This is a genomic window from Pseudomonas sp. TE6288 (assembly GCF_054062095.1).
In genome coordinates this window covers 1-23283 of sequence record NZ_JBSSEW010000024.1, presented here as the reverse complement: position 1 = coordinate 23283, position 23283 = coordinate 1, and the positions used below count along the sequence as shown (strand labels likewise).

Annotated in this window: 21 protein-coding genes; 14 read left to right on the top strand and 7 right to left on the bottom strand. The window is 64.4% G+C overall.

Annotated elements, in window-relative coordinates; all coding sequences use genetic code 11:
- Positions 1-16: 16 nt before the first annotated feature.
- A complete protein-coding gene (gene mltA / locus ACVWY1_RS22205) occupies positions 17-1168 on the bottom strand; it encodes a murein transglycosylase A (protein ID WP_277502204.1) in 1152 nt (383 codons plus the stop codon).
- Positions 1169-1287: 119 nt separating this feature from the next.
- Between mltA and ACVWY1_RS22200 the strand changes: the two genes are divergently transcribed.
- Complete coding sequence (locus tag ACVWY1_RS22200) at positions 1288-1734, top strand: c-type cytochrome (protein WP_277502203.1); 447 nt, start codon at positions 1288-1290, stop codon at positions 1732-1734.
- 57 nt (positions 1735-1791) lie between these two features.
- Here ACVWY1_RS22200 and ACVWY1_RS22195 read toward each other — a convergent pair whose 3' ends face one another.
- The 4 genes from ACVWY1_RS22195 to ACVWY1_RS22180 form a co-directional block, all read right to left on the bottom strand.
- Complete coding sequence (locus tag ACVWY1_RS22195) at positions 1792-2184, bottom strand: DUF1090 domain-containing protein (RefSeq protein ID WP_102682220.1); 393 nt, start codon at positions 2182-2184, stop codon at positions 1792-1794.
- Positions 2185-2302: 118 nt separating this feature from the next.
- Positions 2303-4003: an NAD-dependent DNA ligase LigB gene (ligB, locus tag ACVWY1_RS22190; RefSeq protein WP_457378774.1), complete on the bottom strand. Its 1701-nt coding sequence runs from the start codon at positions 4001-4003 to the stop codon at positions 2303-2305.
- 144 nt (positions 4004-4147) lie between these two features.
- Positions 4148-5338 carry a methionine adenosyltransferase gene (gene metK, locus ACVWY1_RS22185; RefSeq protein WP_038706913.1) on the bottom strand — a complete coding sequence of 397 codons (1191 nt, stop codon included), beginning with the start codon at positions 5336-5338 and terminating at the stop codon, positions 4148-4150.
- 19 nt (positions 5339-5357) lie between these two features.
- Positions 5358-6350: an ArsR/SmtB family transcription factor gene (locus ACVWY1_RS22180; protein WP_139673972.1), complete on the bottom strand. Its 993-nt coding sequence runs from the start codon at positions 6348-6350 to the stop codon at positions 5358-5360.
- A 229-nt stretch (positions 6351-6579) separates the two neighbouring features.
- Here ACVWY1_RS22180 and tkt point away from each other — a divergent pair, with 229 nt between their 5' ends.
- The 13 genes from tkt (at position 6580) to ACVWY1_RS22115 (ending at position 19566) form a co-directional block, all read left to right on the top strand.
- Positions 6580-8577, top strand: coding sequence for a transketolase (gene tkt, locus ACVWY1_RS22175; RefSeq protein WP_102682217.1), 1998 nt, complete (start codon positions 6580-6582; stop codon positions 8575-8577).
- A 129-nt stretch (positions 8578-8706) separates the two neighbouring features.
- The gene (gene epd / locus ACVWY1_RS22170) at positions 8707-9768 is read left to right on the top strand and encodes an erythrose-4-phosphate dehydrogenase (protein ID WP_139673969.1); all 1062 of its coding nucleotides are present in this window, start codon (positions 8707-8709) and stop codon (positions 9766-9768) included.
- 12 nt (positions 9769-9780) lie between these two features.
- A complete protein-coding gene (locus ACVWY1_RS22165; RefSeq protein ID WP_457378773.1) occupies positions 9781-10944 on the top strand; it encodes a phosphoglycerate kinase in 1164 nt (387 codons plus the stop codon).
- Complete coding sequence (locus ACVWY1_RS22160; RefSeq protein ID WP_371918102.1) at positions 10944-11195, top strand: hypothetical protein; 252 nt, start codon at positions 10944-10946, stop codon at positions 11193-11195. The genes ACVWY1_RS22165 and ACVWY1_RS22160 overlap by 1 nt, the downstream gene beginning before the upstream one ends.
- A gap of 79 nt (positions 11196-11274) precedes the next feature.
- Positions 11275-11604: an MliC family protein gene (locus ACVWY1_RS22155; protein WP_102682214.1), complete on the top strand. Its 330-nt coding sequence runs from the start codon at positions 11275-11277 to the stop codon at positions 11602-11604.
- 100 nt (positions 11605-11704) lie between these two features.
- Complete coding sequence (gene fba / locus ACVWY1_RS22150) at positions 11705-12769, top strand: class II fructose-bisphosphate aldolase (RefSeq protein ID WP_023631710.1); 1065 nt, start codon at positions 11705-11707, stop codon at positions 12767-12769.
- A gap of 238 nt (positions 12770-13007) precedes the next feature.
- A complete protein-coding gene (locus ACVWY1_RS22145) occupies positions 13008-15125 on the top strand; it encodes a putative bifunctional diguanylate cyclase/phosphodiesterase (RefSeq protein WP_111532548.1) in 2118 nt (705 codons plus the stop codon).
- Positions 15126-15163: 38 nt separating this feature from the next.
- On the top strand, positions 15164-15664 hold the full coding sequence (locus tag ACVWY1_RS22140; RefSeq protein WP_023631708.1) for a M48 metallopeptidase family protein: 501 nt from the start codon (positions 15164-15166) through the stop codon (positions 15662-15664).
- A 14-nt stretch (positions 15665-15678) separates the two neighbouring features.
- Positions 15679-15981, top strand: coding sequence for a winged helix-turn-helix domain-containing protein (locus ACVWY1_RS22135; protein ID WP_111532549.1), 303 nt, complete (start codon positions 15679-15681; stop codon positions 15979-15981).
- A 47-nt stretch (positions 15982-16028) separates the two neighbouring features.
- The gene (locus ACVWY1_RS22130) at positions 16029-16658 is read left to right on the top strand and encodes a helix-turn-helix transcriptional regulator (protein ID WP_110702077.1); all 630 of its coding nucleotides are present in this window, start codon (positions 16029-16031) and stop codon (positions 16656-16658) included.
- A 98-nt stretch (positions 16659-16756) separates the two neighbouring features.
- On the top strand, positions 16757-17734 hold the full coding sequence (locus ACVWY1_RS22125; protein WP_457378772.1) for a threonine/serine dehydratase: 978 nt from the start codon (positions 16757-16759) through the stop codon (positions 17732-17734).
- Positions 17731-18678, top strand: a complete 948-nt coding sequence (locus tag ACVWY1_RS22120; protein WP_457378771.1) for an ornithine cyclodeaminase family protein — start codon at positions 17731-17733, stop codon at positions 18676-18678. Before ACVWY1_RS22125 ends, ACVWY1_RS22120 begins: the two co-directional genes overlap by 4 nt.
- A gap of 150 nt (positions 18679-18828) precedes the next feature.
- Positions 18829-19566 carry a substrate-binding periplasmic protein gene (locus ACVWY1_RS22115; protein ID WP_139673951.1) on the top strand — a complete coding sequence of 246 codons (738 nt, stop codon included), beginning with the start codon at positions 18829-18831 and terminating at the stop codon, positions 19564-19566.
- 27 nt (positions 19567-19593) lie between these two features.
- Here ACVWY1_RS22115 and yccS read toward each other — a convergent pair whose 3' ends face one another.
- Positions 19594-21777, bottom strand: a complete 2184-nt coding sequence (yccS, locus tag ACVWY1_RS22110; RefSeq protein WP_102682210.1) for a YccS family putative transporter — start codon at positions 21775-21777, stop codon at positions 19594-19596.
- 165 nt (positions 21778-21942) lie between these two features.
- Positions 21943-23124 carry an NAD(P)/FAD-dependent oxidoreductase gene (locus tag ACVWY1_RS22105; protein WP_457378770.1) on the bottom strand — a complete coding sequence of 394 codons (1182 nt, stop codon included), beginning with the start codon at positions 23122-23124 and terminating at the stop codon, positions 21943-21945.
- Positions 23125-23283 lie beyond the last annotated feature (159 nt).

Below are 23283 nucleotides of genomic sequence, written 5' to 3'. Positions count from 1 at the left end.
CCCGCGATAGCGCCCTTCAGGGGACCTTCGGTACTTCGGGCAAAGGCTGACCCTTAGGCCACAACATCCATATCTGCCCCTGTTGTTTCATGTTGCCTGCCAGTTCACCGGCCTCAGGACCGGTGCCCCAGAACAGGTCCGCACGCACTTCACCGGTAATCGCCCCACCCGTGTCTTGAGCTCCCACGGGGCGCACCACCGGGCTGCCGTCGGGGCGGGTGGTGGACAGCCACAGCAGGCTGCCCAGCGGGATCACCTTGCGGTCGATGGCCACGCTGTAGCCAGCGGTCAGCGGCACGTTGAGCGAGCCGCGCGGACCTTCGTTGCTATCCGGCCGGGTGCTGAAGAACACGTAGCTCGGGTTGCTGGCCAGCAACTCGGGGACCCGCTGCGGGTTGGCCTGGGCCCAGGCGTGGATGCTGCCCATGGTCACCTGTTCCTTGGGCAGTTGGCCCTGGTCCACCAGCCAGCGGCCAATCGGCCGATAGGGGTGGCCGTTCTGGTCGGCATACCCCAGGCGCAGCTGGCGGCCACCTTCCAGCTGGATGCGACCGGAACCCTGGATCTGCAGGAACTGCAAGTCCATCGGGTCGGTCAGCCAGGCCAGTACCGGCGCCTTGGCACCGTCGCGGTTGATCACTTCGGCAGTGTCATAGGGCTTGAGCACGCGGCCATCGAGGCGCCCGCGCAGGCGCTTGCCCTTGAGTTCGGGATACACACTGGCCAGATCGACCACGATCATGTCCTCGGGTACGCCGTACACCGGTACATGCGCGGCTTCGGTGCGTTCCAGGCTGCCGGGGTAGACCGGCTCGTAGTACCCGGTTATCAGGCCATTGGCGCTGTTCTGCGCCGAGCGCAGCCCATACACCTGGAGATTCTGCTCGAGGAAGGTGCGTACCTGGTCAGCGCTCGCCGTGGCTGAACCGGCTGCCTCGCAGGTAGCGGCCCACACCGGATCGCGCTTGAGTTTCTCGCAACCGTTGCGCCAGGCATAGAAGCCGGCCAGCAGGTCGTCGTCGCTGACCTGGGGCAGGTCCTTCCAGGTGGCTGGTACATAAGTGGCGATGGCATGAGGCGCGGGCTTGGCGCTTTCGCCGCCGTTGCAGCCGGCCAGGAGCGCCAGGGCGGGCAGGGCCCAGGCGAGATGGCGCAATGCAGATTTCATCGGGTGGGTCCTGTGCTGGGCGAAACATGAACATTCGCCCTTGTTTTCTGTGTGGCTATTGGTCTTTGCCCGGCAGGCGGCGATACTGGCGACCCGTTTGCCTGGCCAAAGAGACCGTGATGTTCAAGCGATTGACCGTAGTACTGCTCGCCGCCCTCGCCCTGACCGCCTGTGACGGCGTCGACCCCAACTCGCCGCTGGGCCAGCGCAAGGCAATCTTCAAGCAGATGCTCAAGACCAGTGAAGACATGGGTGGCATGCTGCGCGGGCGGTTGCCCTTCGATGACGTGAAGTTCGCCGAGGGCGCGGTGAAGCTGGATACCTTGGCCCATGAGCCGTGGCAGCACTTCCCGCAGGTGCGCGACGAGGGTGACAGCAGCGCACGGGCGGATGTCTGGGAGCGCCAGGCGCGGTTCCAGGACCTGGCCCGGCAGTTGGAGGGCGTTACCGGCGACCTGGTGACGGTGACCCGCAACCCGCCGCTGGACGCAGCGCAGATGAAGGCCCCGATGGACAGGGTCGAGGCGGCGTGCAAGGCCTGTCATAGCGAGTTTCGTAATCACTGAGCCGTGGGAGGCTGTTGTGGGAGCGGGTTCGTTCCCACATCAAGGGCTGTTAAAAAGTCAGCGCTCAAGCTCGTCCACGGCTTCCTGCAGCTCTTTCTTCGCCTCGGCCAGCTTGTCCTTGCGCTTGTTGATCTTTTCCGCGTCACCTTTCTTCATGGCTTTGTCCAGGTCCTTGGTGCGCTGGTTCACTTCGTGGCGGGCATCGAGCACTTTCTGCTCGCGCTCTTTGCGCAGCCCGGCTTCGGTGCAGTTGTCCACGCCACGCAGCGCCTCTTCGAGCCCGGCAGCCTGGTTGCTGTTGCCATGGTCACGGGCAATCTTCAGCTGGTTCTCGATGGCGCTGCGCTTGGCGGCGCAGCCGGTCAGGCCTGCATCCGGCTGGGCGGCTTGCGCGGCGCCGGTTGCCAGGCCAAGGGTTGCCAGCAGGAAAAGAGCGGTGAAACGTGTCATGAAAAGCCTCCTGAGCGGGGCGGAGCAGCAAAAGTTGGTGGAATCCTGCCTTGGTTTGCCGGATTTAGGAACCCTTGGTGGGTCTTTAAACGGCAAACTCGGAGTTGACCTACACTCGTCATTGTTCGGCGGAGTCGTTCGCGAGCTGGAAACCGGCGATACGATACCCGCCCAGTTGCTCGGCAAGGGCTTGAACATCTTCTGTTGCAAAAAATACCTCGAGTTGTTTCGATCTTGCGCCACCGACGCCCGGCAAGGCTTGCCATGCGTCAGCCGATCGCGTTGCGAGCGTCGACCAGTCGGCCTCCAGGGGCATCCCCTGAGGCAAGGGCGCGCCTAGCGCGTTCAACCATTGGAGGAAGGGGCGCAAGCGCGCCGCGCTAAAACTGTCATGAAGCTGTCGGGCCCTGGCATCGCCGAGACCCGGCACGGCCGCCAGGACTTGGGTATCGAGCTCCAGCCAATCCACGAGGGTGGTCACAAGGCCGACATCCACCAGTCGGCGCCAGGTGCCCGGCCCGATCCCTGGCAGGGCCAGCCCCTGCTTGCCGCTCAACCAGGTCAATCGGGCGATGAATTGCTCTTCGCAGCCAGCACCAGCCTGCCAGCAGGTGTGGGCGTCATACTGCCCGGCAGTCGGTGAGGTGACGGGCTGTCGCACGACCGTGCGATGTACCACGTCGTCAAACCGCGGAATGGTGAGGCCGGCAAGGCTGATAGCCACCTGGTCGCCCGGGCGTATATCGAGTTTCTGCCAGCGTGCCAGGGACCCAAGGCTGACCTGCGAAACCCGACGGTCGTCCAGTTCGACAGGCGCCAGGTGCAGGATGGGGGTTACCTTGCCGGTGCGGCCAATGCGAAAGCGCACTTCGCGCACTTCGGCCAGGGCTTGGGAGAAGGGGTATTTCCAGGCTGCAATCCAGTAAGGGGCCTTGGCCTGCCAGCGCTCGGCGGGCGGGCGGCTGCCCTGGCGCAGGATCACGCCATCGGTGGCGAAGGGCAGGGCGGCGCGATACCAGTGCAGGCGCATCTCGGCGGCCTGCTCCGGGCTGGCGATGGGGATGCTGTAGCGTTGGCTGTCGGCAAAGCCCATGGCGGCCAGTAGCTCGAGGCGCTCCGCCTGGGTTTGCGGCCCGTGTGGCCAGTCCCAGACGAACAGGCCGATGCTCGCGCCGAGGGCGGTGTCCAGCTGCTTGCGTGCCATTAGCCCGGCCACGCTGCCGCGAGCGTTAAGGCTGCCTGCCTGAGCCTGCACATGGCCCTCCAGGCGTTTGTAAAGTTCCCCTTGCAGCACCAGGTCCACAGGTTGCGGCAGCTGTCGGGTGAAGGCGCCGAGCGAAGGAATATGCCGGCTCCAGTCATGGCCCTGGACGCCATCGCCGCGGCTGAGCAGCCGGACCAGCCGGCCCTGCTGGTAGATCAGGGAAACCGCGACGCCATCGACCTTGGGCTGTATCCAGACATCGCGCTTGCCCGCCAGCCAGCGGCGCATGGCCTGTTCGTCGGGCAGCTTGTCGACGCCGGTGTGCGCGACCGGGTGGGGCATAGGGCCACGTGCGCCGGCCAGCGGGTCGGGCGCCGCGTCTGGCAGGTTGAAGCACCGCTGCAGTCGCAGCAGGCGCTGGCGGCTCTGGTCATAGAGTTCGTCCGCCACCAATGACTTGCCTTGACGATGGTAGTGATCGTCCCAGCGGGCCAGGGTCTCGCCCAGTCGGACCATTTCGGCATTCGCCTGTGATGGGCCCCAATCCGGACACTGGCCGGCCTGTGCGCTGGTGAAGAGAGTCGACAGGAGCATGAGTATCGGCAGTAGCGGCATGGCCGGCATCCTTGCGAGGCGGTAAGGAGTCCTCAGCCTAGGTGCCAGTTGCTTGGTGCGACGTGCCGCATTGTCAGGCGATATGTCACGAAAAAGCCCCTGCCGATCGCTCGGCAGGGGCTTTCTTTTACTGCTGTAGGAGGCTTACAGGCCAGCGGCGTCGCGCAGGGCGGCGGCGCGGTCGGTGCGCTCCCAGGTGAAGGTGGTGAAGGTGTCATCACCCACGGTCTTCTGCTGCGGGGTACGGCCGAAGTGACCGTAGGCAGCGGTTTCCTGGTACATCGGGTGCAGCAGGTCGAGCATGGTGGTGATGGCGTACGGACGCAGGTCGAAGCACTCGCGCACCAGCTGCACGATCTTCTCGTCCGAGACCTTGCCGGTGCCGAAGGTGTTGATCGAGATGGAGGTCGGCTGGGCCACGCCGATGGCGTAGGACACCTGGATCTCGCAACGCTCGGCCAGGCCCGCGGCGACGATGTTCTTGGCCACGTAGCGGCCGGCGTAGGCAGCGGAACGGTCGACCTTGGACGGGTCCTTGCCGGAGAACGCGCCACCACCGTGGCGAGCCATGCCACCGTAGGAGTCGACGATGATCTTGCGGCCGGTCAGGCCGCAGTCGCCCACCGGGCCACCGATGATGAAGTTGCCGGTCGGGTTGATGTGGTACTGGGTACCCTTGTGCAGCAACTCGGCAGGCAGGGTGTGCTTGACGATCAACTCCATCACCGCTTCCTGCAGGTCTTTCTGCGAGACCTCGGGGTTGTGCTGGGTCGACAGCACGACCGCGTCGATGCCGACGACCTTGCCGTTTTCATAGCGGCAGGTGACCTGGGACTTGGCGTCCGGGCGCAGCCAAGGCAGCAGCTTGGACTTGCGCGCCTCGGCCTGGCGCTCGACCAGGCGGTGCGAGAAGCAGATCGGGGCCGGCATCAGCACGTCGGTCTCGTTGCTGGCGTAGCCGAACATCAGGCCCTGGTCGCCGGCGCCCTGGTCTTCCGGGCGGGAGCGGTCGACGCCCTGGGCGATGTCCACCGACTGCTTGCCGATGATGTTCATCACGGCGCAGGTGGCGCCGTCGAAGCCGACGTCGGAGCTGTTGTAGCCGATGTCGATGATCACGTTACGCACCAGGTCTTCCAGATCGACCCAGGCCGAAGTGGTGACTTCGCCGGCGATGATGGCGACACCGGTCTTGACCAGGGTCTCGCAGGCTACGCGGGCGTACTTGTCCTGGGCGATGATGGCGTCCAGCACCGCGTCGGAGATCTGGTCGGCGATCTTGTCCGGATGCCCTTCGGACACGGACTCGGAGGTGAAAAGGGAGTATTCGCTCATCTCGATGGGTTCCTGAAATTTACCGATGTTGTATGTCGCCAGTGGCCCGCTGGAAATGCCGGACCTGGATCTGAAAACCGTTACGCAAGCCCACGTAGAGGCTGTCCCCGGGGGCCAGCCCTGCCGCGTCGGCCCAACGGGCCAGGTCGTCCTGCTCGAAGCCAAGCCACAGGTCGCCGCAAGCTTCGCGCGCCCACCCCTGGTCATGGCTGCACAGCTCGGTGACCAGCAGGCTGCCGCCCGCCTTCACCCGTTTGGCCAGCAGGCGCAAGGCCTGGGCCGGGTCGCTGAAATGGTGCAGGACCATGTTCAGCACAACGCAGTCGGCTTCCACATCCGTTGCACCCAGTGCATCGGCCAACTGCAGGTTTACGTTATTCAGTGCATTGCGCTCGCAGACCTGGCGCGCCAGTTCGAGCATGGTCGGGCTGTTGTCCATGGCCGTGACCTGGTCGAAGCGGCGAGCCAGGTCGGGCAGGAATCCGCCGTCGCCAGGCCCCACTTCCAGGGCGCTGGCGCCGACGCCGAAGCTGAGCTTGTCGAGCAGCGCCAGCAGGCTTTCGCGGTACTGCGGCAAGCCGGCGATCAGGTCCTGCTGGGCGCGGAACTTCTCTTCGACGCGCTGGAAAAAGTCCTGGCTGGTGGCGGCGCGGCGCTGTTGCACCAGGGCGATACGCGCCTGTACGTCCACGGGCAGCGCGAGGTCGTCGGCTTCCTCGAGCAGTGCCGTATGCAGGCGGCCACCCAGGCGCTGACTGTCGGGCAGGGCACGGCGGTAGAAGATCGCATTGCCTTCGCGACGGGTCGCCACCAGGTCGGCCTGGGCCAGTACCTTGAGGTGGTGGCTCATGCCCGACTGGCCGATGTCGAAGATCTGCGCCAGCTCCAGCACGCCGAACGAGTCGTTGGCCAATGCGCGCAGCACGTTCAGGCGCAGCGGGTCGCCGCCGGCCTTGCACAGGGCGGCCAGCTCGTCGCTGTGTTGCGGGGTGATGGGCGCATTGAGGTTCATGGGGCGGGAGTCTAGTCAGGGGAGGCTGTGGTCGCAATAGCAATATCAAAAAGTTTTGATATTGCTGGATGGGTGGTGGTTGCGCAGGCGCATTTCTCTTGAAAAGCAGGCCAAACACAGGAAAAAAGCCCGACTGCGACCATACGTCATTGCCCCCGGCCCCCCCTGTGGGCGAAAATGGTCGTCTTTTTTCGCTTCACCACCCTTTCAAGCCCCAGGAGACTCAGCGATGCCCAGCCGTCGTGAACGTGCCAACGCCATTCGTGCCCTCAGCATGGATGCCGTGCAAAAGGCCAACAGCGGCCACCCAGGTGCCCCCATGGGTATGGCGGATATCGCCGAAGTGCTTTGGCGCGACTACCTGAAGCACAACCCGAGCAACCCCAGCTTCGCCGACCGTGACCGCTTCGTGCTGTCCAACGGTCATGGTTCGATGCTCATCTATTCGCTGCTGCACCTGACCGGCTACGACGTCACCATCGACGACCTCAAGGCCTTCCGTCAGCTGCACAGCCGCACCCCGGGCCACCCGGAGTACGGCTACACCCCTGGCGTGGAGACCACCACCGGCCCTCTGGGCCAGGGTCTGGCCAACGCCGTGGGCTTCGCCCTGGCGGAAAAGGTGCTGGGCGCCCAGTTCAACCGTGAAGGCCACAACATCGTCGACCACAACACCTACGTGTTCCTCGGCGACGGCTGCATGATGGAAGGCATTTCCCATGAAGTCGCCTCGCTGGCCGGCACCCTGGGCCTGAACAAACTGATCGCCTTCTACGACGACAACGGCATTTCCATCGACGGCGAAGTGCACGGCTGGTTCACCGACAACACCCCGGCGCGCTTCGAAGCCTACAACTGGCAGGTGATCCGCAACGTCAACGGTCACGACGCCGACGAGATCAAGATGGCCATCGACACCGCTCGCAAGAGTGACCGTCCGACCCTGATCTGCTGCAAGACCATCATCGGCTTCGGCTCGCCGAACAAGCAGGGCAAGGAAGACTGCCACGGCGCACCGCTGGGCAACGACGAAATCGCCCTGGCCCGCAAGGAACTGAACTGGAACCACGGTCCGTTCGAGATCCCGGCCGACATCTATGCCGAGTGGGACGCCAAAGCCGCTGGCGCCAAGGCCGAAGCTGCCTGGAACGAGCGTTTCGACGCCTACGCCAAGGCTTACCCGGAACTGGCTGCCGAGTTCAAGCGCCGTGACGCAGGTGAGCTGCCGGCCGACTTCTCCGAGAAGGCCCAGGCCTACATCAACGAAGTCGCCGCCAAGGGCGAAACCATCGCCAGCCGCAAGGCCAGCCAGAACACCCTCAACGCCTTCGGCCCTCTGCTGCCGGAGTTCCTCGGTGGTTCGGCGGACCTGGCCGGCTCCAATCTGACCCTGTGGAAAGGTTGCAAGGGTGTCGAGGCCAATGACGCCAGCGGCAACTATGTGTTCTACGGCGTGCGCGAATTCGGCATGACCGCCATCATGAACGGCGTCGCCCTGCACGGCGGCCTGGTGCCTTATGGCGCGACCTTCCTGATGTTCATGGAATATGCCCGCAACGCCGTGCGCATGTCGGCGCTGATGAAGCAGCGTGTGATCCACGTCTACACCCACGACTCCATCGGCCTGGGCGAAGACGGCCCGACCCACCAGCCGATCGAGCAACTGACCAGCCTGCGTAGCACGCCGAACCTGGACACCTGGCGCCCGGCCGATGCGGTCGAGTCCGCCGTGTCCTGGAAAGCCGCCCTGGAGCGCAAGGACGGCCCTTCGGCGCTGATCTTCTCGCGCCAGAACCTGCAACATCAGGATCGCAATGCTCAGCAGATCGCCGATATCGCCCGTGGCGGTTACGTGCTCAAGGACTGCGCCGGCGAGCCTGAACTGATCCTGATCGCCACCGGTTCCGAAGTGGGCCTGGCCGTCCAGGCGTTCGACAAGCTGAGCGCCGAGGGCCGCAAGGTCCGCGTCGTGTCGATGCCGAGCACCAGCGTGTTCGATGCCCAGGACGCAGCCTACAAGCAGTCGGTCCTGCCACTGGAAGTCAGCGCGCGCATCGCCATCGAAGCTGCCCATGCCGACTTCTGGTACAAGTACGTCGGCCTCGAAGGTCGCGTCATCGGCATGACCACCTACGGCGAGTCGGCGCCGGCCTCCGCGTTGTTCGAGGAGTTCGGCTTCACCCTGGACAACATCCTGGGCACCGCTGAAGAGCTGCTGGAAGACTGATGCACCCGGGAGGCTCCATGCCTCCCGTCTGATCGCGGGGCAAGCCCGCTCCCACAAGGCATCCCGGTGCCTTGTGGGAGCGGGCTTGCCCCGCGATGGTCGTTCAACGCACCTGCACGTGAGTATCGAATGCCCCACCCGCGTCCCTACAAAGTTGCACTCAACGGTTACGGCCGCATCGGCCGCTGTGTCCTGCGCGCACTGTTCGAGCGAGGGGCAAAGGCCGGTTTCGAGATCGTCGCGCTGAACGACCTGGCCGACCAGGCCAGCCTGGAATACCTGACGCGCTTCGACTCCACCCACGGGCGTTTCCCCGGTGAGGTGAAAGTCGACGGCGACTGTCTGCATATCAACGGCGACTGCGTGAAAGTGCTGCGCAGTGCCACCCCCGAAGGCATCGACTGGGCGGCCCTGGATGTCGACCTGGTGCTGGAGTGCTCTGGCGCCTACAACACCCGCGCCGACGGCCAGCGCTTTCTCGATGCCGGTGCGCCGCGGGTACTGTTTTCGCAGCCGATGGCCAGTGAAGTCGACGTCGATGCCACGGTGGTCTACGGCATCAACCAGGATTGTCTGACGGGCAACGAACTGCTGGTATCGAACGCGTCCTGCACCACCAACTGCGGCGTGCCCCTGTTGCGGGTGCTGGACCAGGCCTTTGGCATCGAGTACGTACAGATCACCACCATTCACTCGGCAATGAACGACCAGCCGGTGATCGACGCCTATCACCACGAAGACCTGCGCCGCACGCGCTCGGCGTTCCAGTCGGTGATCCCGGTGTCTACTGGCCTGGCGCGCGGTATCGAGCGCCTGCTACCGGAACTTGCCGGGCGAATCCAGGCCAAAGCGGTACGTGTGCCGACCGTCAACGTGTCGTGCCTGGACATCACCCTGCAGACCGCCCGCGACACCAGCGCGGCCGAGGTCAACCGGGTGTTGCGCGAGGCCGCCCTGGATGGCCCGCTCAAAGGCTTGCTGGCCTACACCGAGCTGCCCCACGCCAGCTGTGATTTCAACCATGACCCGCATTCGGCCATCGTCGATGCCAGCCAGACCCGTGTCTCAGGCCCTCGCCTGGTGAACCTGCTGGCCTGGTTCGACAACGAATGGGGGTTCGCCAACCGTATGCTCGACGTTGCCGAACACTATCTGCACGTCGTCCACCCAACCCGCAGCAAACAGCCCTGAAGGACTGCATTCATGACCGTGTTGAAGATGACCGACCTCGACCTGCAAGGTAAGCGCGTGCTGATCCGCGAAGACCTCAACGTTCCCGTGAAGGACGGCGTGGTCGCCAGTGATGCGCGTATCCTGGCAGCGCTGCCGACCATCAAGCTGGCCCTGGAGAAGGGCGCGGCGGTAATGGTCTGCTCGCACCTGGGGCGCCCGACCGAAGGCGAGTTCTCCGCCGAGAACAGCCTCAAGCCGGTTGCCGACTACCTGGGCAAGGCCCTGGGCCGCGACGTACCGCTGGTCGCCGATTACCTCGACGGCGTTCAGGTGCAGGCCGGTGACCTGGTGCTATTCGAAAACGTGCGCTTCAACAAGGGCGAGAAGAAGAACGCGGACGAGCTGGCGCAAATGTACGCCGCCCTGTGCGACGTGTTCGTCATGGACGCGTTCGGCACCGCGCACCGCGCCGAAGGCTCCACCCATGGGGTTGCCAAGTTCGCCAAGGTCGCCGCTGCCGGCCCGCTGCTGGCGGCCGAGCTGGACGCCCTGGGCAAGGCCCTGAAGGCCCCGGCCAAGCCGATGGCGGCCATTGTTGCCGGCTCCAAGGTTTCCACCAAACTGGATGTGCTGAACAGCTTGAGCAGCGTCTGCGACCTGCTGATCGTCGGCGGCGGCATCGCCAACACCTTCCTCGCCGCAGCCGGTCACCCGGTCGGCAAGTCGCTGTACGAGGCTGACCTGGTCGACACCGCCAAGGCCATTGCCGCCAAGGTCAATGTACCGCTGCCGGTCGACGTCGTGGTTGCCAAGGAATTCGCTGAAAGCGCCGAAGCTACCGTTAAAGCGATCGCCGACGTGGCGGCTGACGACATGATCCTCGACATCGGTCCGCAGACCGCTGCCAACTTCGCCGAGTTGCTGAAGTCGTCGCAGACCATTCTGTGGAACGGCCCGGTCGGTGTATTCGAGTTCGACCAGTTCGGCAACGGCACCAAGGTGCTGGCCAAGGCCATCGCCGACAGCGCCGCATTCTCCATCGCCGGTGGCGGTGACACCCTGGCAGCCATCGACAAATATGGCGTTGGCGCCGATATCTCCTACATTTCTACCGGTGGCGGCGCGTTCCTCGAGTTCGTAGAGGGCAAGGTCCTGCCTGCCGTGGCAATCCTGGAAGAACGGGCCAAGGCCTGATTTTGAAGGCGCCTGGCAAAGGGAGCGACCTGATGGTCAAGCAATTGCCTGTGATGATCGTGGCCGTGTTGCTGGGCGCCTGCTCCAGCAACTCGGGCAGCGAGGCCGACCCGGCGCAGCCGCCCAAGGGCGGTTGCTACCAGTCCCAGTGGCAGGCCGAGACGGCACCGGTGATCAACAAGCGCCTGGGCCCGGACGGCCTGGAAAAATACGACGACGAACACCAGCGCAAGGCGCCGGGCTGCCCTTGATCGGATGGCAGGCAACCTGGGGCGGTTTTCGTGGTCTTGGACATTGGGGCCGCATTGCGGCCCCTGGCGGAGTAATTGAATGAAAGCGCTTCTGGCCATGTTGGCCCTGGCGACCCTGGCAGGCTGTTCGTTGCTGCAACCCGCTCAACCCGCCCCGGCGGACAACTGGACCCGCTGGGTCTGCGACAGCCAGGCCGAGGTGCTGTGGCGCTTCGCCGATGCACAACAGGACGCGGTCGATGTGCGCCTGGGTGGCGGCGACCAGGTCTACCGGCTCAAGGCCGAGCCTGGCGCCTCCGGTGCGCTGTACAGCGATGGCATGCTGGCCTTCCACACCAAAGGTGAAGAAGGCCTGGTGTACTGGGTGGCGACCAACGATCTGATTGGGCGGGGCTGCAAGGCACCGTGACTGGCCGGGCCGCGCAGGTGGCCCACACTACTTGAACAGCAACCGCCCCTGCGGCAGGCTTGCACGAAACAAACGACGCTTGTCGGGAGAGAGATACACAATGGCACTCATTAGCATGCGCCAGATGCTGGACCACGCCGCCGAGTTCGGCTACGGCGTTCCGGCTTTCAACGTCAACAACCTCGAGCAGATGCGCGCGATCATGGAAGCCGCCGACAAGACCGACTCTCCGGTCATCGTCCAGGCTTCCGCTGGCGCTCGCAAATATGCCGGTGCGCCGTTCCTGCGCCACCTGATCCTGGCGGCCATCGAAGAGTTCCCGCACATTCCGGTGTGCATGCACCAGGACCACGGCACCAGCCCCGACGTGTGCCAGCGCTCCATCCAGCTGGGCTTCAGCTCGGTGATGATGGACGGCTCGCTGGGTGAAGACGGCAAGACCCCGACTGACTACGAGTACAACGTCCGTGTCACCCAGCAGACCGTCGCCATGGCGCACGCCTGTGGTGTTTCGGTGGAAGGCGAGCTAGGCTGCCTGGGTTCGCTGGAAACCGGGATGGCCGGTGAAGAGGATGGTATCGGCGCCGAAGGCGTGCTGGATCACAGCCAGATGCTGACCGACCCGGAAGAAGCGGCCGACTTCGTCAAGAAGACCCAGGTGGACGCCCTGGCCATCGCCATCGGTACCAGCCACGGCGCCTACAAGTTCACCAAGCCACCTACCGGCGACGTGCTGGCGATCGACCGTATCAAGGAAATCCACAAGCGCATCCCCAACACCCACCTGGTGATGCACGGCTCGTCCTCGGTGCCGCAAGAGTGGCTGGCGATCATCAACCAGTACGGTGGCGACATCAAGGAAACCTACGGCGTGCCGGTCGAAGAGATCGTCGAAGGCATCAAGTACGGTGTCCGCAAGGTCAACATCGACACCGACCTGCGCCTGGCCTCCACTGGCGCCATGCGCCGCCTGATGGCGCAGAACCCGAGCGAGTTCGACCCGCGCAAGTTCTTCGGTGAAACCGTCAAGGCCATGCGTGACGTGTGCATCGCCCGTTACGAAGCCTTCGGCACCGCCGGCAACGCCTCGAAGATCAAGCCGATCTCCCTGGAAGGCATGTTCCAGCGCTATGCCAAAGGTGAACTGGCGGCCAAGATCAACTGATCCGGCACCGTTCAACGAAAGAGCCCGCAGCGATGCGGGCTTTTTTGTGCCTGCGGCTTGGTGCGGAGCGCTCAGGCCTGGGCCGCGCGTCGCCTGTCCGGCACTGATACCGTTAGTCGGCTAACATCAACTCCAGTGGCTTATAGCCATCCACCTGCATTGCGTCTTCGGAGGCCGAGACTAGAGTAACAATCGGATCCAATAACAAGTCGCAGTTGGACTTACCAAGAGAAGCAACATGGATGGCGCTTATTCTCAAACACCGGAAAGCAGTTCGGTTCTGTTGGTCGTAGACGACTATCCGGAGAACCTCATCAGCATGCGGGCCTTGCTGTCCCGCCAGGATTGGCAGGTATTGACCGCCAGTTCAGGGATGGAAGCCCTGAGCACCTTGCTCGAGCACGAGGTCGATCTGGTCCTGCTCGACGTGCAGATGCCTGAAATGGACGGTTTCGAGGTTGCCCGCCTGATGCGCGGCAGCCAACGCACGCGTTTGACCCCGATCATTTTCCTGACCGCCAACGAGCAGTCCGACGCCGCCGTACTCAAGGGTTATGCCAGTGGCGCTGTGGACTACCTGTTCAAACCGTTCGACCCGCAGATCCTCAAGCCCAAGGTCCAGGCCCTGCTGGAGCAGCAGCGCAACAGGCGCATGCTGCAGCGGCTGACCCGTGAACTGGAGTCAGCGCGGGCATTCAACGCCTCGATCCTGGAAAATGCCGCAGAGGGCATCCTGGTGGTGGACGAAACGGGTTGCATCGGCTTCGCCAACCCGGCCATCTCACGCCTGCTCGATGCGCCGGTGGACAAACTGCAAGGCGCGCACATGCTGGACCTGATCCAGCTCCCCTGCGCCAACCTGTGGCACGAGTCGGACTTCTACCAGGCCTATCTGCGGCGGCAGATCTTCCGTGTGCATGATGCCCAGCTGCGCACCCTCGGTGGCCAGCTGGTGCCGGTGGCATTGTCATGCGCGCCGCTGCCCGCCGAACAGAAGGCCATGGTGGTGACGGTGCTGGACATGTCGGTGGTGCGCAGCCTGCACCAGCAATTGGAGTACCAGGCGGTGACCGACCCGCTGACCGGGCTGCTCAACCGTCGTGGCTTCTACCAGACCGCCGAAAGCGCGTTGCTGCGCAACGAGCGTTCGGACAAGGCCAAGGCCCTGATGTACATGGACCTGGACGGCTTCAAGCGGATCAACGACCTGCTCGGCCATGAGGCCGGCGACAAGGTCCTGCGCTGGGTGGCCGACCAGCTCAAAGAGTGCCTGGGCAGCGAGGCGCTGCTGGCGCGTATGGGCGGCGACGAGTTCACCGCGCTGTTCGACGGCCTGCCGTATCCCGAACAGGCCGGCCGCTATGCTGAAAAGCTGTTGGAGCGCATGTCGAGCTTCCAGCAGGTGGATGGGCTCGAGGTCAACCTGGGGGTGAGCATCGGCATCGCCACCTACCCCGACTGCGGCGCCAACGTGGAGGGCCTGTTGCGCGCGGCCGATGCGGCGATGTACGCGGCCAAGCAGGCTGGTCGCCAGCAATACCGCTTCTACGACCAGGAACTCAATGGCCGCGCTCGCTCACGGCTGATGCTTGAGGACAGCGTGCGCACGGCCATCGAGCAAAATGATTTCAGCTTGGTCTACCAACCCCAGGTGGCATTCGCCGATGGCCGGCTGCGCGGCTTCGAGGCGTTGTTGCGCTGGCAGCACCCGAGCGTCGGCGACGTGCCGCCGGGGCTGTTCATTCCGTTGCTGGAAGAAGCTCGCCTGATCAACCGCCTGGCCAGCTGGATCTATCGCAAGGGCGCCGCGCAACGCAATGCCTGGAGCGATCGCTTTGGTTCGCAGTTGGTGCTGGGCATCAGCCTGAGCCGCGCCCAGTTCACCATGCCCGGGTTGGTCGATGAACTGGCCCAGGTGATCGACAAGCATCAACTGCAACCCGCCCAATTGGAGGTGGAGGTTGCCGAAACCTCGCTGATGTACAACATCGACGCGGCGGTGAAGCAGGTGCACCGCCTGCGGGAGCTGGGCATTCGCGTGGCGCTCGACGATTTCGGCGCTGGCGACTGCTCGCTGCGCATGCTGCGCGACCTGCCTATCGACACGCTCAAGCTCGACCGCCACCTGGTCGCGCGGTTGCCGGACTCGGCGGTGGATATCGCCTTGGTGCGCAGCGTCATCGACCTGTGCGCGGCCTATGACATCACGGTAATCGCCGAGGGCGTCGAGACCCGGGCCCAGGCCGAATGGCTCAAGGGCGCCGGTTGCGCCTACGTGCAGGGGTTCCTGGTGGCCCGGCCGCTCACCGCCGACGCCGCTGGCGATTTCCCAGCGTTTTTCCCATGGGCGTCGTGATTGGCTAAACTCGCGTCTTCTCGTTCCGAACGTCTGCCATGACCGCCCTACGTTACCTGCAAGCCTACCCGCCGCACCTGCAGGAACAGGTGCGCCAGATGATCGCCAGCGATCGTCTGGGCGACTACCTGCGCCAGCGCTACCCCGAACGCCATGACGTGCAGAGCGACAAGGCCCTGTACGGCTATGCCCAGGAGATCAAGCAGCAGTACCTGCGCAGCGCGCCGCCGCTGGACAAGGTCCTGTTCGACAACCGCCTGGACCTCACCCACCGTGCATTGGGCCTGAACACGGCGGTATCGCGGGTGCAGGGCGGCAAGCTCAAGGCGAAGAAGGAGATCCGCGTCGCCTCGTTGTTCCGCGAGGCAGCGCCGCAGTTCCTGCGCATGATCGTGGTGCATGAGCTGGCGCACCTGAGGGAGCGCGATCACAACAAGGCGTTCTACCAGCTCTGTCAGCACATGGAGCCGGATTACCATCAACTTGAATTCGACCTGCGCGTCTACCTGACCTATCGGGAACTGCCGGGCAACACCTGAGGGACAAGCACCCCATGACCACGGACGTGAGCAAGACCCGCAGCAGCTTCTACCGCCGCCTTTACGTGGCCTGGCTGATCGACAGCCAGACCGCCACCAGTGTGCCGGCGTTGATTGAGGCCACCGGCATGCCCCGGCGTACCGCCCAGGACACCATCGCCGCCCTGGCCGACCTGGACATCATCTGCGAGTTCGAGCAGCAGGCCGGTGCGCGCAACCATGCCGGGCATTACCGTATCCGTGACTGGGGGGCGATCGACAAGCAGTGGATCATCCAGCACCTGCGCCAGATTCGCGATGTGCTGGGGTATCCCTGAGCTTGACCCCTCTCTCTACGCCACACCTTTCTTTCAGGATGTTCCGTATGTCTTCCAAGGCCATCGACGCTCGTTTCAGCAATTACGCCGCCATGGCCGATGGTGTCGCGACCCTGTTGTTCCCCCATGCCGAAGTGGTGGTCCACGATCTACGCAACCAGACAGTCGTGCATATCGCCAACAATATTTCCAGGCGGCAGTTGGGCGACGACTCGGCGCTGGAGGACCTGCCGGGCGAGCTCGGCGCCACGACGCCGCTGGGGCCCTACGAGAAACTCAACTGGAACGGTCAGAAAGTGCGTTCGATCAGCAGTGTCATGGTCGATGAGGCCGGGGCACCCGAGGCGCTGCTGTGCATCAACTTCAACATCTCGGTGCTGGAGCAGGCCAAGCAGGCACTTGACCTGTTCTTCCAGGCCAGCCGCTTGCTGCCTCAGCCAGATGTGCTGTTCCGTGATGACTGGCAGGAGCGCATCAACACCTTCCTGCATGCCTGGCTCAGGCAGCATGGCTTGAGCCTCGACGGGCTCAGTCGGGAGCAGAAACGCGAGTTGGTCGAGGCCCTGCACGGAGAAGGCGCCTTCCGCGGCGGCAGTACGTACGACTACGTGGCCAATATCCTCGGCATGGGCAGGGCTACGGTCTACAAGTATGTGAAACTCGCGCGGGAAGCATAGTTTCCAGGCTTGTACTTGGTGGAAAAATATTCTACGGTGGATTTTTATTCCATTGTGCGTCGGCGCCTGCCTGTCGCTTCCCGAGGAGATTCCGCCCCATGCCTATCGACGATCTGGCGCTCGAGCAGCTGTACCAATCCATTCTCCAGGCTCATCAGGCCCTGCGCCCGCTGGTACCGGTGACCCCACTGGCGCGCAGCCTGGCGCTCTCGGCCATGACTGGCTGCGACGTCCATCTCAAGTGCGAACACCTCCAGCTGACCGGATCGTTCAAGTTCCGCGGTGCCAGCAACAAGCTGCGCCTGCTGGATAAGGCGCAACGGAGCAGGGGGGTTATCGCTGCTTCCTCGGGCAATCATGGGCAAGGGCTTGCCCTAGCCGGTCAGCTGCTGAACGTGCCGGTGACAGTGTATATCAGCGCTGAGGCCTCGCCTGCCAAGATCGAGGCGATGCGTCTGCTGAGGGCGCAGGTGCAGGTTCTGGAGGTCGATTCGCTGGGGGCGGAGCAACTGGCCCGCGAGGCGGCGTTGCGCCAACACAAGCCGTTCGTCTCGCCCTACAACGACCTGGAGGTCATCGCCGGGCAGGGGACCATCGGCATGGAACTGCTCGAGCAGGCGCCGGACCTGGATGCGGTGTTCGTCGCCGTGGGCGGCGGCGGGATGGTGTCCGGGATCGCCACCGCACTGTACAAGCTGGCGCCATCGGTGGAAATCATCGGCTGCTGGCCGGTCAATGCGCCGACCTTGCAACGCTCCATCGAACAAGGCCAGGTCATAGAGATGGACGAGTTACCCACCCTGTCCGACGGCACTGCCGGCGGCGTGGAGGCGGACACGGTCACCTTGCCCCTCTGCCAGCGCCTGCTGACGCGAACCGTGCTGGTCAGCGAGGACGAGATCAGGCAAGCCATGCGCGACGCTGCCGCCTGCGAGCACTGGATCATCGAAGGCGCCGCCGCCGTCGCGCTGGCCGGCATGAAGCAGCTGGCCGGGCAATACCAGGGCAAGAAAGTGGCGGTGGTGTTGTGTGGGCGCAACATCCAGCTGGAGAAATACCTGGAGGCCCTCGCATGAAGATCCACGACCTGCAGGCGATCAAGGCCTGCCTCGACCTCGACGCGATCGAGCGGCGGCTGGTGGACGGTTTCAGGGCCTACAGTGCGGGTCAGGTGCAGGCTCCACCGGTGCAGAACTTCCAGTTCCGCCAGGCCAATGGCGATTGCTGTATCAAGTCGGCTTATCTCGAAGGCGGCGAAACCTTCGTGGTTAAGGTCTCCAGTGGTTTCTACGACAATCCGGGCAAGGGCCTGCCCAGCAATGACGGCTTGATGCTGGTGTTGTCGGCCCGTACCGGTGAACCGCTGGCCTGGCTGGCCGACCAGGGATGGCTGACTGCCGTGCGCACCGCCCTGGCCGGGCGCATTGTCGCCCGCCTGCTGGCGCCTCGCGAGGTGGAGGCCATCGGCGTGCTTGGCACCGGACTGCAGGCCCGTCTGCAACTTGAATGCCTGATGGCGTTGACGGGCTGTCGCCAGGTGGTTGTCTGGGGTCGCAGTGAGCAAGGCTTGTCGGACTACCGTGAGCGTGCCCGGGCGTTGGGCTTCAGCGTGCAGACGGTCCAGCAGCCGCAGGCTGTCGCGCAGGCGGCCAACCTGATCGTCACCACCACGCCGTCGCGTGAGCCGTTGCTCAGGCGCGAGTGGGTTCGTCCCGGAACCCATATCACGGCGGTCGGCGCGGACTGCGTCGGCAAGCAGGAGCTGGATGCGGCGCTGGTCGCCTCGATGTCGCGAATCATCGTCGATTCGCAGGCTCAGTGCGGAGCCTATGGCGAGGTTTCCCACGCGCTCAAGGCGGGGTCGCTCGAACCTTCCCGCTTGCTGGAGCTGGGCGCGGTGCTGGCTGGTCAGGAAGCGGGGCGTCAGGATCAGCACGAGGTCACCCTCGCCGACCTGACCGGTGTCGCGGTTCAGGATGCGCAGATTGCCCAGTGGGTCTTCGAACGCCTGCGCGGCTGAACGATGAAATTGTCCACAGACCGGCCAAAATAGAGGCAATTTGACAGTATTGTCGCGTGCCACAACGATCAGCCTTGTGTAGGCTGCCAGGGCAGTAGTAGTTAAGATCGCCGTTTCCGCGTGGGTTACCAATTGCGAAAGGACTTGAGCATGCGGCCACTGCTTTGCGTTCTTGGTTTACTCGGGCTGTTGTGTGCGGGGCCTGCCCTGGCCCATGGCAAGCTGCGGCTGGTGGCCGACAGCTGGCCGCCCTTTACCGACACCAGCATGCCCGGTGGCGGCCTGGCCACCAGTATCGTCACCACGGCGCTGACCCGTGCCGGCTACGCCACCGAGTTCGAGGAGGTGCCCTGGGCCAGGGCGCTGATGGGCGTGGGCGAGGGACGCTACGATGTACTGATCAATGCCTGGTACAACCAGGAGCGCACCCTGATCGGCCAGTTCTCCGCGACCTACCTGGTCAACCGTATCCGCCTGCTCAAGCGTGAAGGCGAGGCTTTTGCCTATGCCCGCCAGGCTGACCTGTACCCTTACACCATTGCCGTGGTGCGCGACTACGCCTATTCCCCCGAATTCGACAGCGACGAACGCCTGAACAAGGTGCTGGTGCGCAACTTTTCATCGGCGGTGCGCATGCTGGCGGCCGGGCGGGTGAACCTGGCGGTGGAGGATGAATACGTGGCGCGCTACAACCTGCAGCGCGAGCCGCAGCCGGTGCGCGAGGGCGTGGCCTTCGTCGACCCGCCGCTGGGTGAGAACAGCCTGCACATCCTGGTAAGCCTCAAGCACCCGGAGCACAAGAAGATCGTGGCGCGTTTCGAAAAGGCCATCGCCACCATGAAGGCCGACGGCAGTTACGCCCGCCTGATGCGCCAGCATGGTTTCTGAGCCCGCTCTTGGTGTGGGAGCGGGCAATCAGGCGGGTTGACCTTCCTTGATCAGATGCCCGGCCAAGGTCCGCAACGGCCCCAACTGCCGGCAGATCAGCGCCAATTGCGTCTGCACCAGGCGCTGATGCTCGTCCAGCTCCTCGGGCATCTGCTCCAGCGCGTTGGCCAGCGCCTCCTCGGCGTCGCTGTGGATCGCCACCGGCAAGCGTGCCGCCAGGCCATTGGCGATCTCGTCCAGGCTGCTGGCCAGGCTCCGCCCGGCACCATCGATCAACTGCTCGTGGACTTCGGCCGGCAGCGCAGTGTCGCGGTGCGCGCCCAGCCCCGAGAGGTAGCTCAGCAAGGTATGTGACAACACCAGGAAGCGGAAGCCGACGTCGGCCTCCTTACGGAAATGTCCTGGCTCCATGAGCATGTTGGCCAGGGTGGTCGACAGCGCCGCGTCGGCATTGTGCGCATTGCGCCGGGCCAGGCGGTAGGCCAGGTCGTCACGTTTGCCATGGGCGTATTGCTGCATGATCTGGCGCAGGTATTCGCTGGCGCAGGCGAGGGTGTTGGCCAGCACCTTGTTCAAGCGCCGTCCCTGCCAGTCGGGCAGGAACAGGAACACCGCGAGGATGGCGATCAGGCTGCCGACCAGGGTATCGAACAGGCGTGGCAGGAACAGCCCGTAGCCATCGCCGATCTGGTTGAAGCAGAACAGCACCATCAGGGTGATCGCCGCCGTGGCCAGGGTGTAGCGGGTGGTGCGGTTGACGAAGAACACCACCCCTGCGACCACCGCGAACAGCGATTGGACGATCGGGTTGGGGAACAGGTCGAACAGCGCCCAGCCCACGGTCAGGCCGATGGCGGTGCCGATGATCCGTTGCACCAGTTTGCGCCGGGTCGCGCCATAGTTGGGCTGGCAGACGAACAACGTGGTGAGGATGATCCAATAGCCCTGGGTCGGGTGGATCAGGTGAACCATGCCATAGCCCACCGACAACGCCAGCGACAGGCGCAGGGCGTGGCGGAACAGCAACGAGGTGGGTGTCAGCTGGGTGCGCAGGCGTTTCCACACATCCTTGAAGTTGCGTGGCGAGCGGTCGAGCAGGCTGCTGTCGCTGGCATCGGCCAGGCTGTCCGGGTTGCTGGCGGCGCTGAGCAGCCGGTCCAGCGTGGCCAGGTTGGCGGCCAGCGCCCGCAGCGAGCGCAGCAGGCTGCGCCAGGCCGGGTTGTTCTGGGTGCGCAGGTGCTCCAGCGAGGCATTGAGGTCTTCCAGTGCCTCGGGGTAGCCGCTGGCCAGCACGAACGGCTGGCGCAGGCGGATCGAGCGCGCCAGCTCCTGGCAGGACGAGCCCTGCTTGCGCAGCAGGCGCTGGCAGCGGAACATCACGTCGCTGTGGAAGAACGCCTCGGTCAGGCCGTTGTACGGATAGTGCGAGGCGCTGACCCGCTCATGGATGTCCTGGGCCAGGAAGTACAGCTTGAGGTAGCGGCTGACCTTGGAGTTGGGCTGGCTGTTGCCGACCCGGTGCAGGATGATCTCCTTGGCGGCGTTGAGTGCGGCCACTACCTTGCCATTCTGCTTGGCCAGCTCCAGGCGCGTGGCCTCGACATCGAGGGTGCGGACCGGCTCGAACAGGCTGGCCTTGAGCTTGAGGTAGCTGCCCAGCTCGTAGAACAGCCTGGCCAGGCTCTGTTGCACCGGCTGGTTGGAAAACAGCGCCTGCCACAACACCGACAGCAGTCCGTACCAGGCCGCCCCCGTCACCAGCAGCAACGGCTCGTGCCAGAAATCGCTGACCTCTCCGCCGCGCTGGTCGACACCGATCATGGTGTAGACCGACAGGATCAGCGTGGCCGAGGCGATCGCCCCATAGCGTTCGCCCAGGGCCCCGAGCATGGTCAGGGAGAACGCCGCCAGGGCCAGGGCGATTGCAAAGACCCAGGGGTAGGGGAACAACAGCTCGACCGACAGCGCGGCAATGGCGAAACAGCCCAGGGTGACCAGCAGGGCACTGAGGCGGCCCTGCCAGCCATCGTCGGTCTCGGCCAGGGCGCTGGCGATGATGCCGAGGAACAGCGGGATGAGCAGGCTCATCTCGTTCTGGTACCAGCACCAGGCCATGCTGCCGGTGAGGGCGATGGTCACGCGGATGGCATAGCTGAACTTGTCTTGGCCCCACAGGCGACGCAATGAATGGCGGAACGAGCTCGATGACATGATGGCCTGCTGGGCAGTATTCGAAAAAGAATCTCTGGGGCCTCATCGCAGGGCAAGCCCGCCCCCACCGTTCTGACGTGAGAGCGGGCTTGCCCCGCGATGGTTTCGCACCCTTCACAGCACAAACCAGCAAGAAGCGTTCCGTGCTGCTGAATGGATTCTACTCTACACGAACTGCGCCGCCGCGTTGGCCGAAGCCCAGGCCCACTGGAAGTTGAAACCACCGAGGTGCCCGCTGACATCCAGCACTTCGCCGATGAAGTACAGCCCAGGGCTCTTCAGCGATTCCATGGTTTTCGAAGACACTTCGCGGGTATCCACCCCGCCCAGGGTCACTTCCGCGGTGCGATAGCCTTCGGTCCCCGCCGGAGCCACCTGCCAGGCCGCCAATTTTTCGGCGACTTGCGCCAGCTGCGCAGGGGTGTATTGCTTCAGTGGCTTGGACTCGAACCACTGCTCGGCCAGCAAGTTGGCCAGCTTGCGAGTGAACACCTCGCCCAGCACGGTCTTCAGCTCGCTATTGGGACGCTCGGCTTGTTGGCCTTGCAGCCATTCCAGGGCGTCGCGATCAGGTAGCAGGTTGATTTCGACGGTGTCGCCGGCTTCCCAGAACGATGAGATCTGCAGGATCGCCGGCCCGCTCAGGCCACGGTGGGTAAACAGCAGGTTCTCGCGAAAGCTGGTGCCATTGCAGCTGGCGATGCAGTCCAGCGAGGTGCCGGACAGCTCGGTGCACAGTGCCTTGAGCTGGGGCTCGGTGATGGTGAACGGTACCAGGCCGGCTCGGGTCGGCAGCAGTTCGTGGCCGAACTGGCGGGCGACCTGATAGCCGAAACCGCTGGCGCCGAGCGTCGGGATCGACAGGCCACCGGTGGCGATCACCAGCGACTGGCAGGCGAATGGGCCGGCGCTGGTCTGCAGGGTGTAGCCGGCCTCGGTCTTTTCGATCTTGTCGATGCTGGTGTTCATGCGCAGCTCGGCGCCGGCCTGGTCGCACTCGGCCAGGAGCATGTCGAGGATGTCGCTGGACTTGTTGTCGCAGAACAGCTGGCCGAGTTTCTTCTCGTGGTACGGCACGCCGTGCTTGCACACCAGCTCGATGAAGTCCCACTGGGTGTAGCGGGCCAATGCCGACTTGCAGAAGTGCGGGTTGTGCGAGAGGAAGTTGGCCGGCTCGGTGTACATGTTGGTGAAGTTGCAGCGCCCGCCGCCGGACATGAGGATCTTCTTGCCCGGTTTGTTGGCGTGGTCGAGCACCAGCACCCGGCGCCCGCGCTGGGCGCTGAGCAGGGCGCACATCAGGCCGGCGGCGCCGGCGCCGAGGATGATCACGTCGGTGGAGTGCACGGTGTTACCTCTTCAATAGCCGGGGCCGCTGCGCGGCCCATTGCCGGCAAGCCGGCTCCCACAGGGATAACACCAAACCCTGTGGGAGCCGGCTTGCCCGCGAGGGGGGGGGCCCCAACCCCCAAAAAACATCACACAAGACACTAGATAACGGGCCCC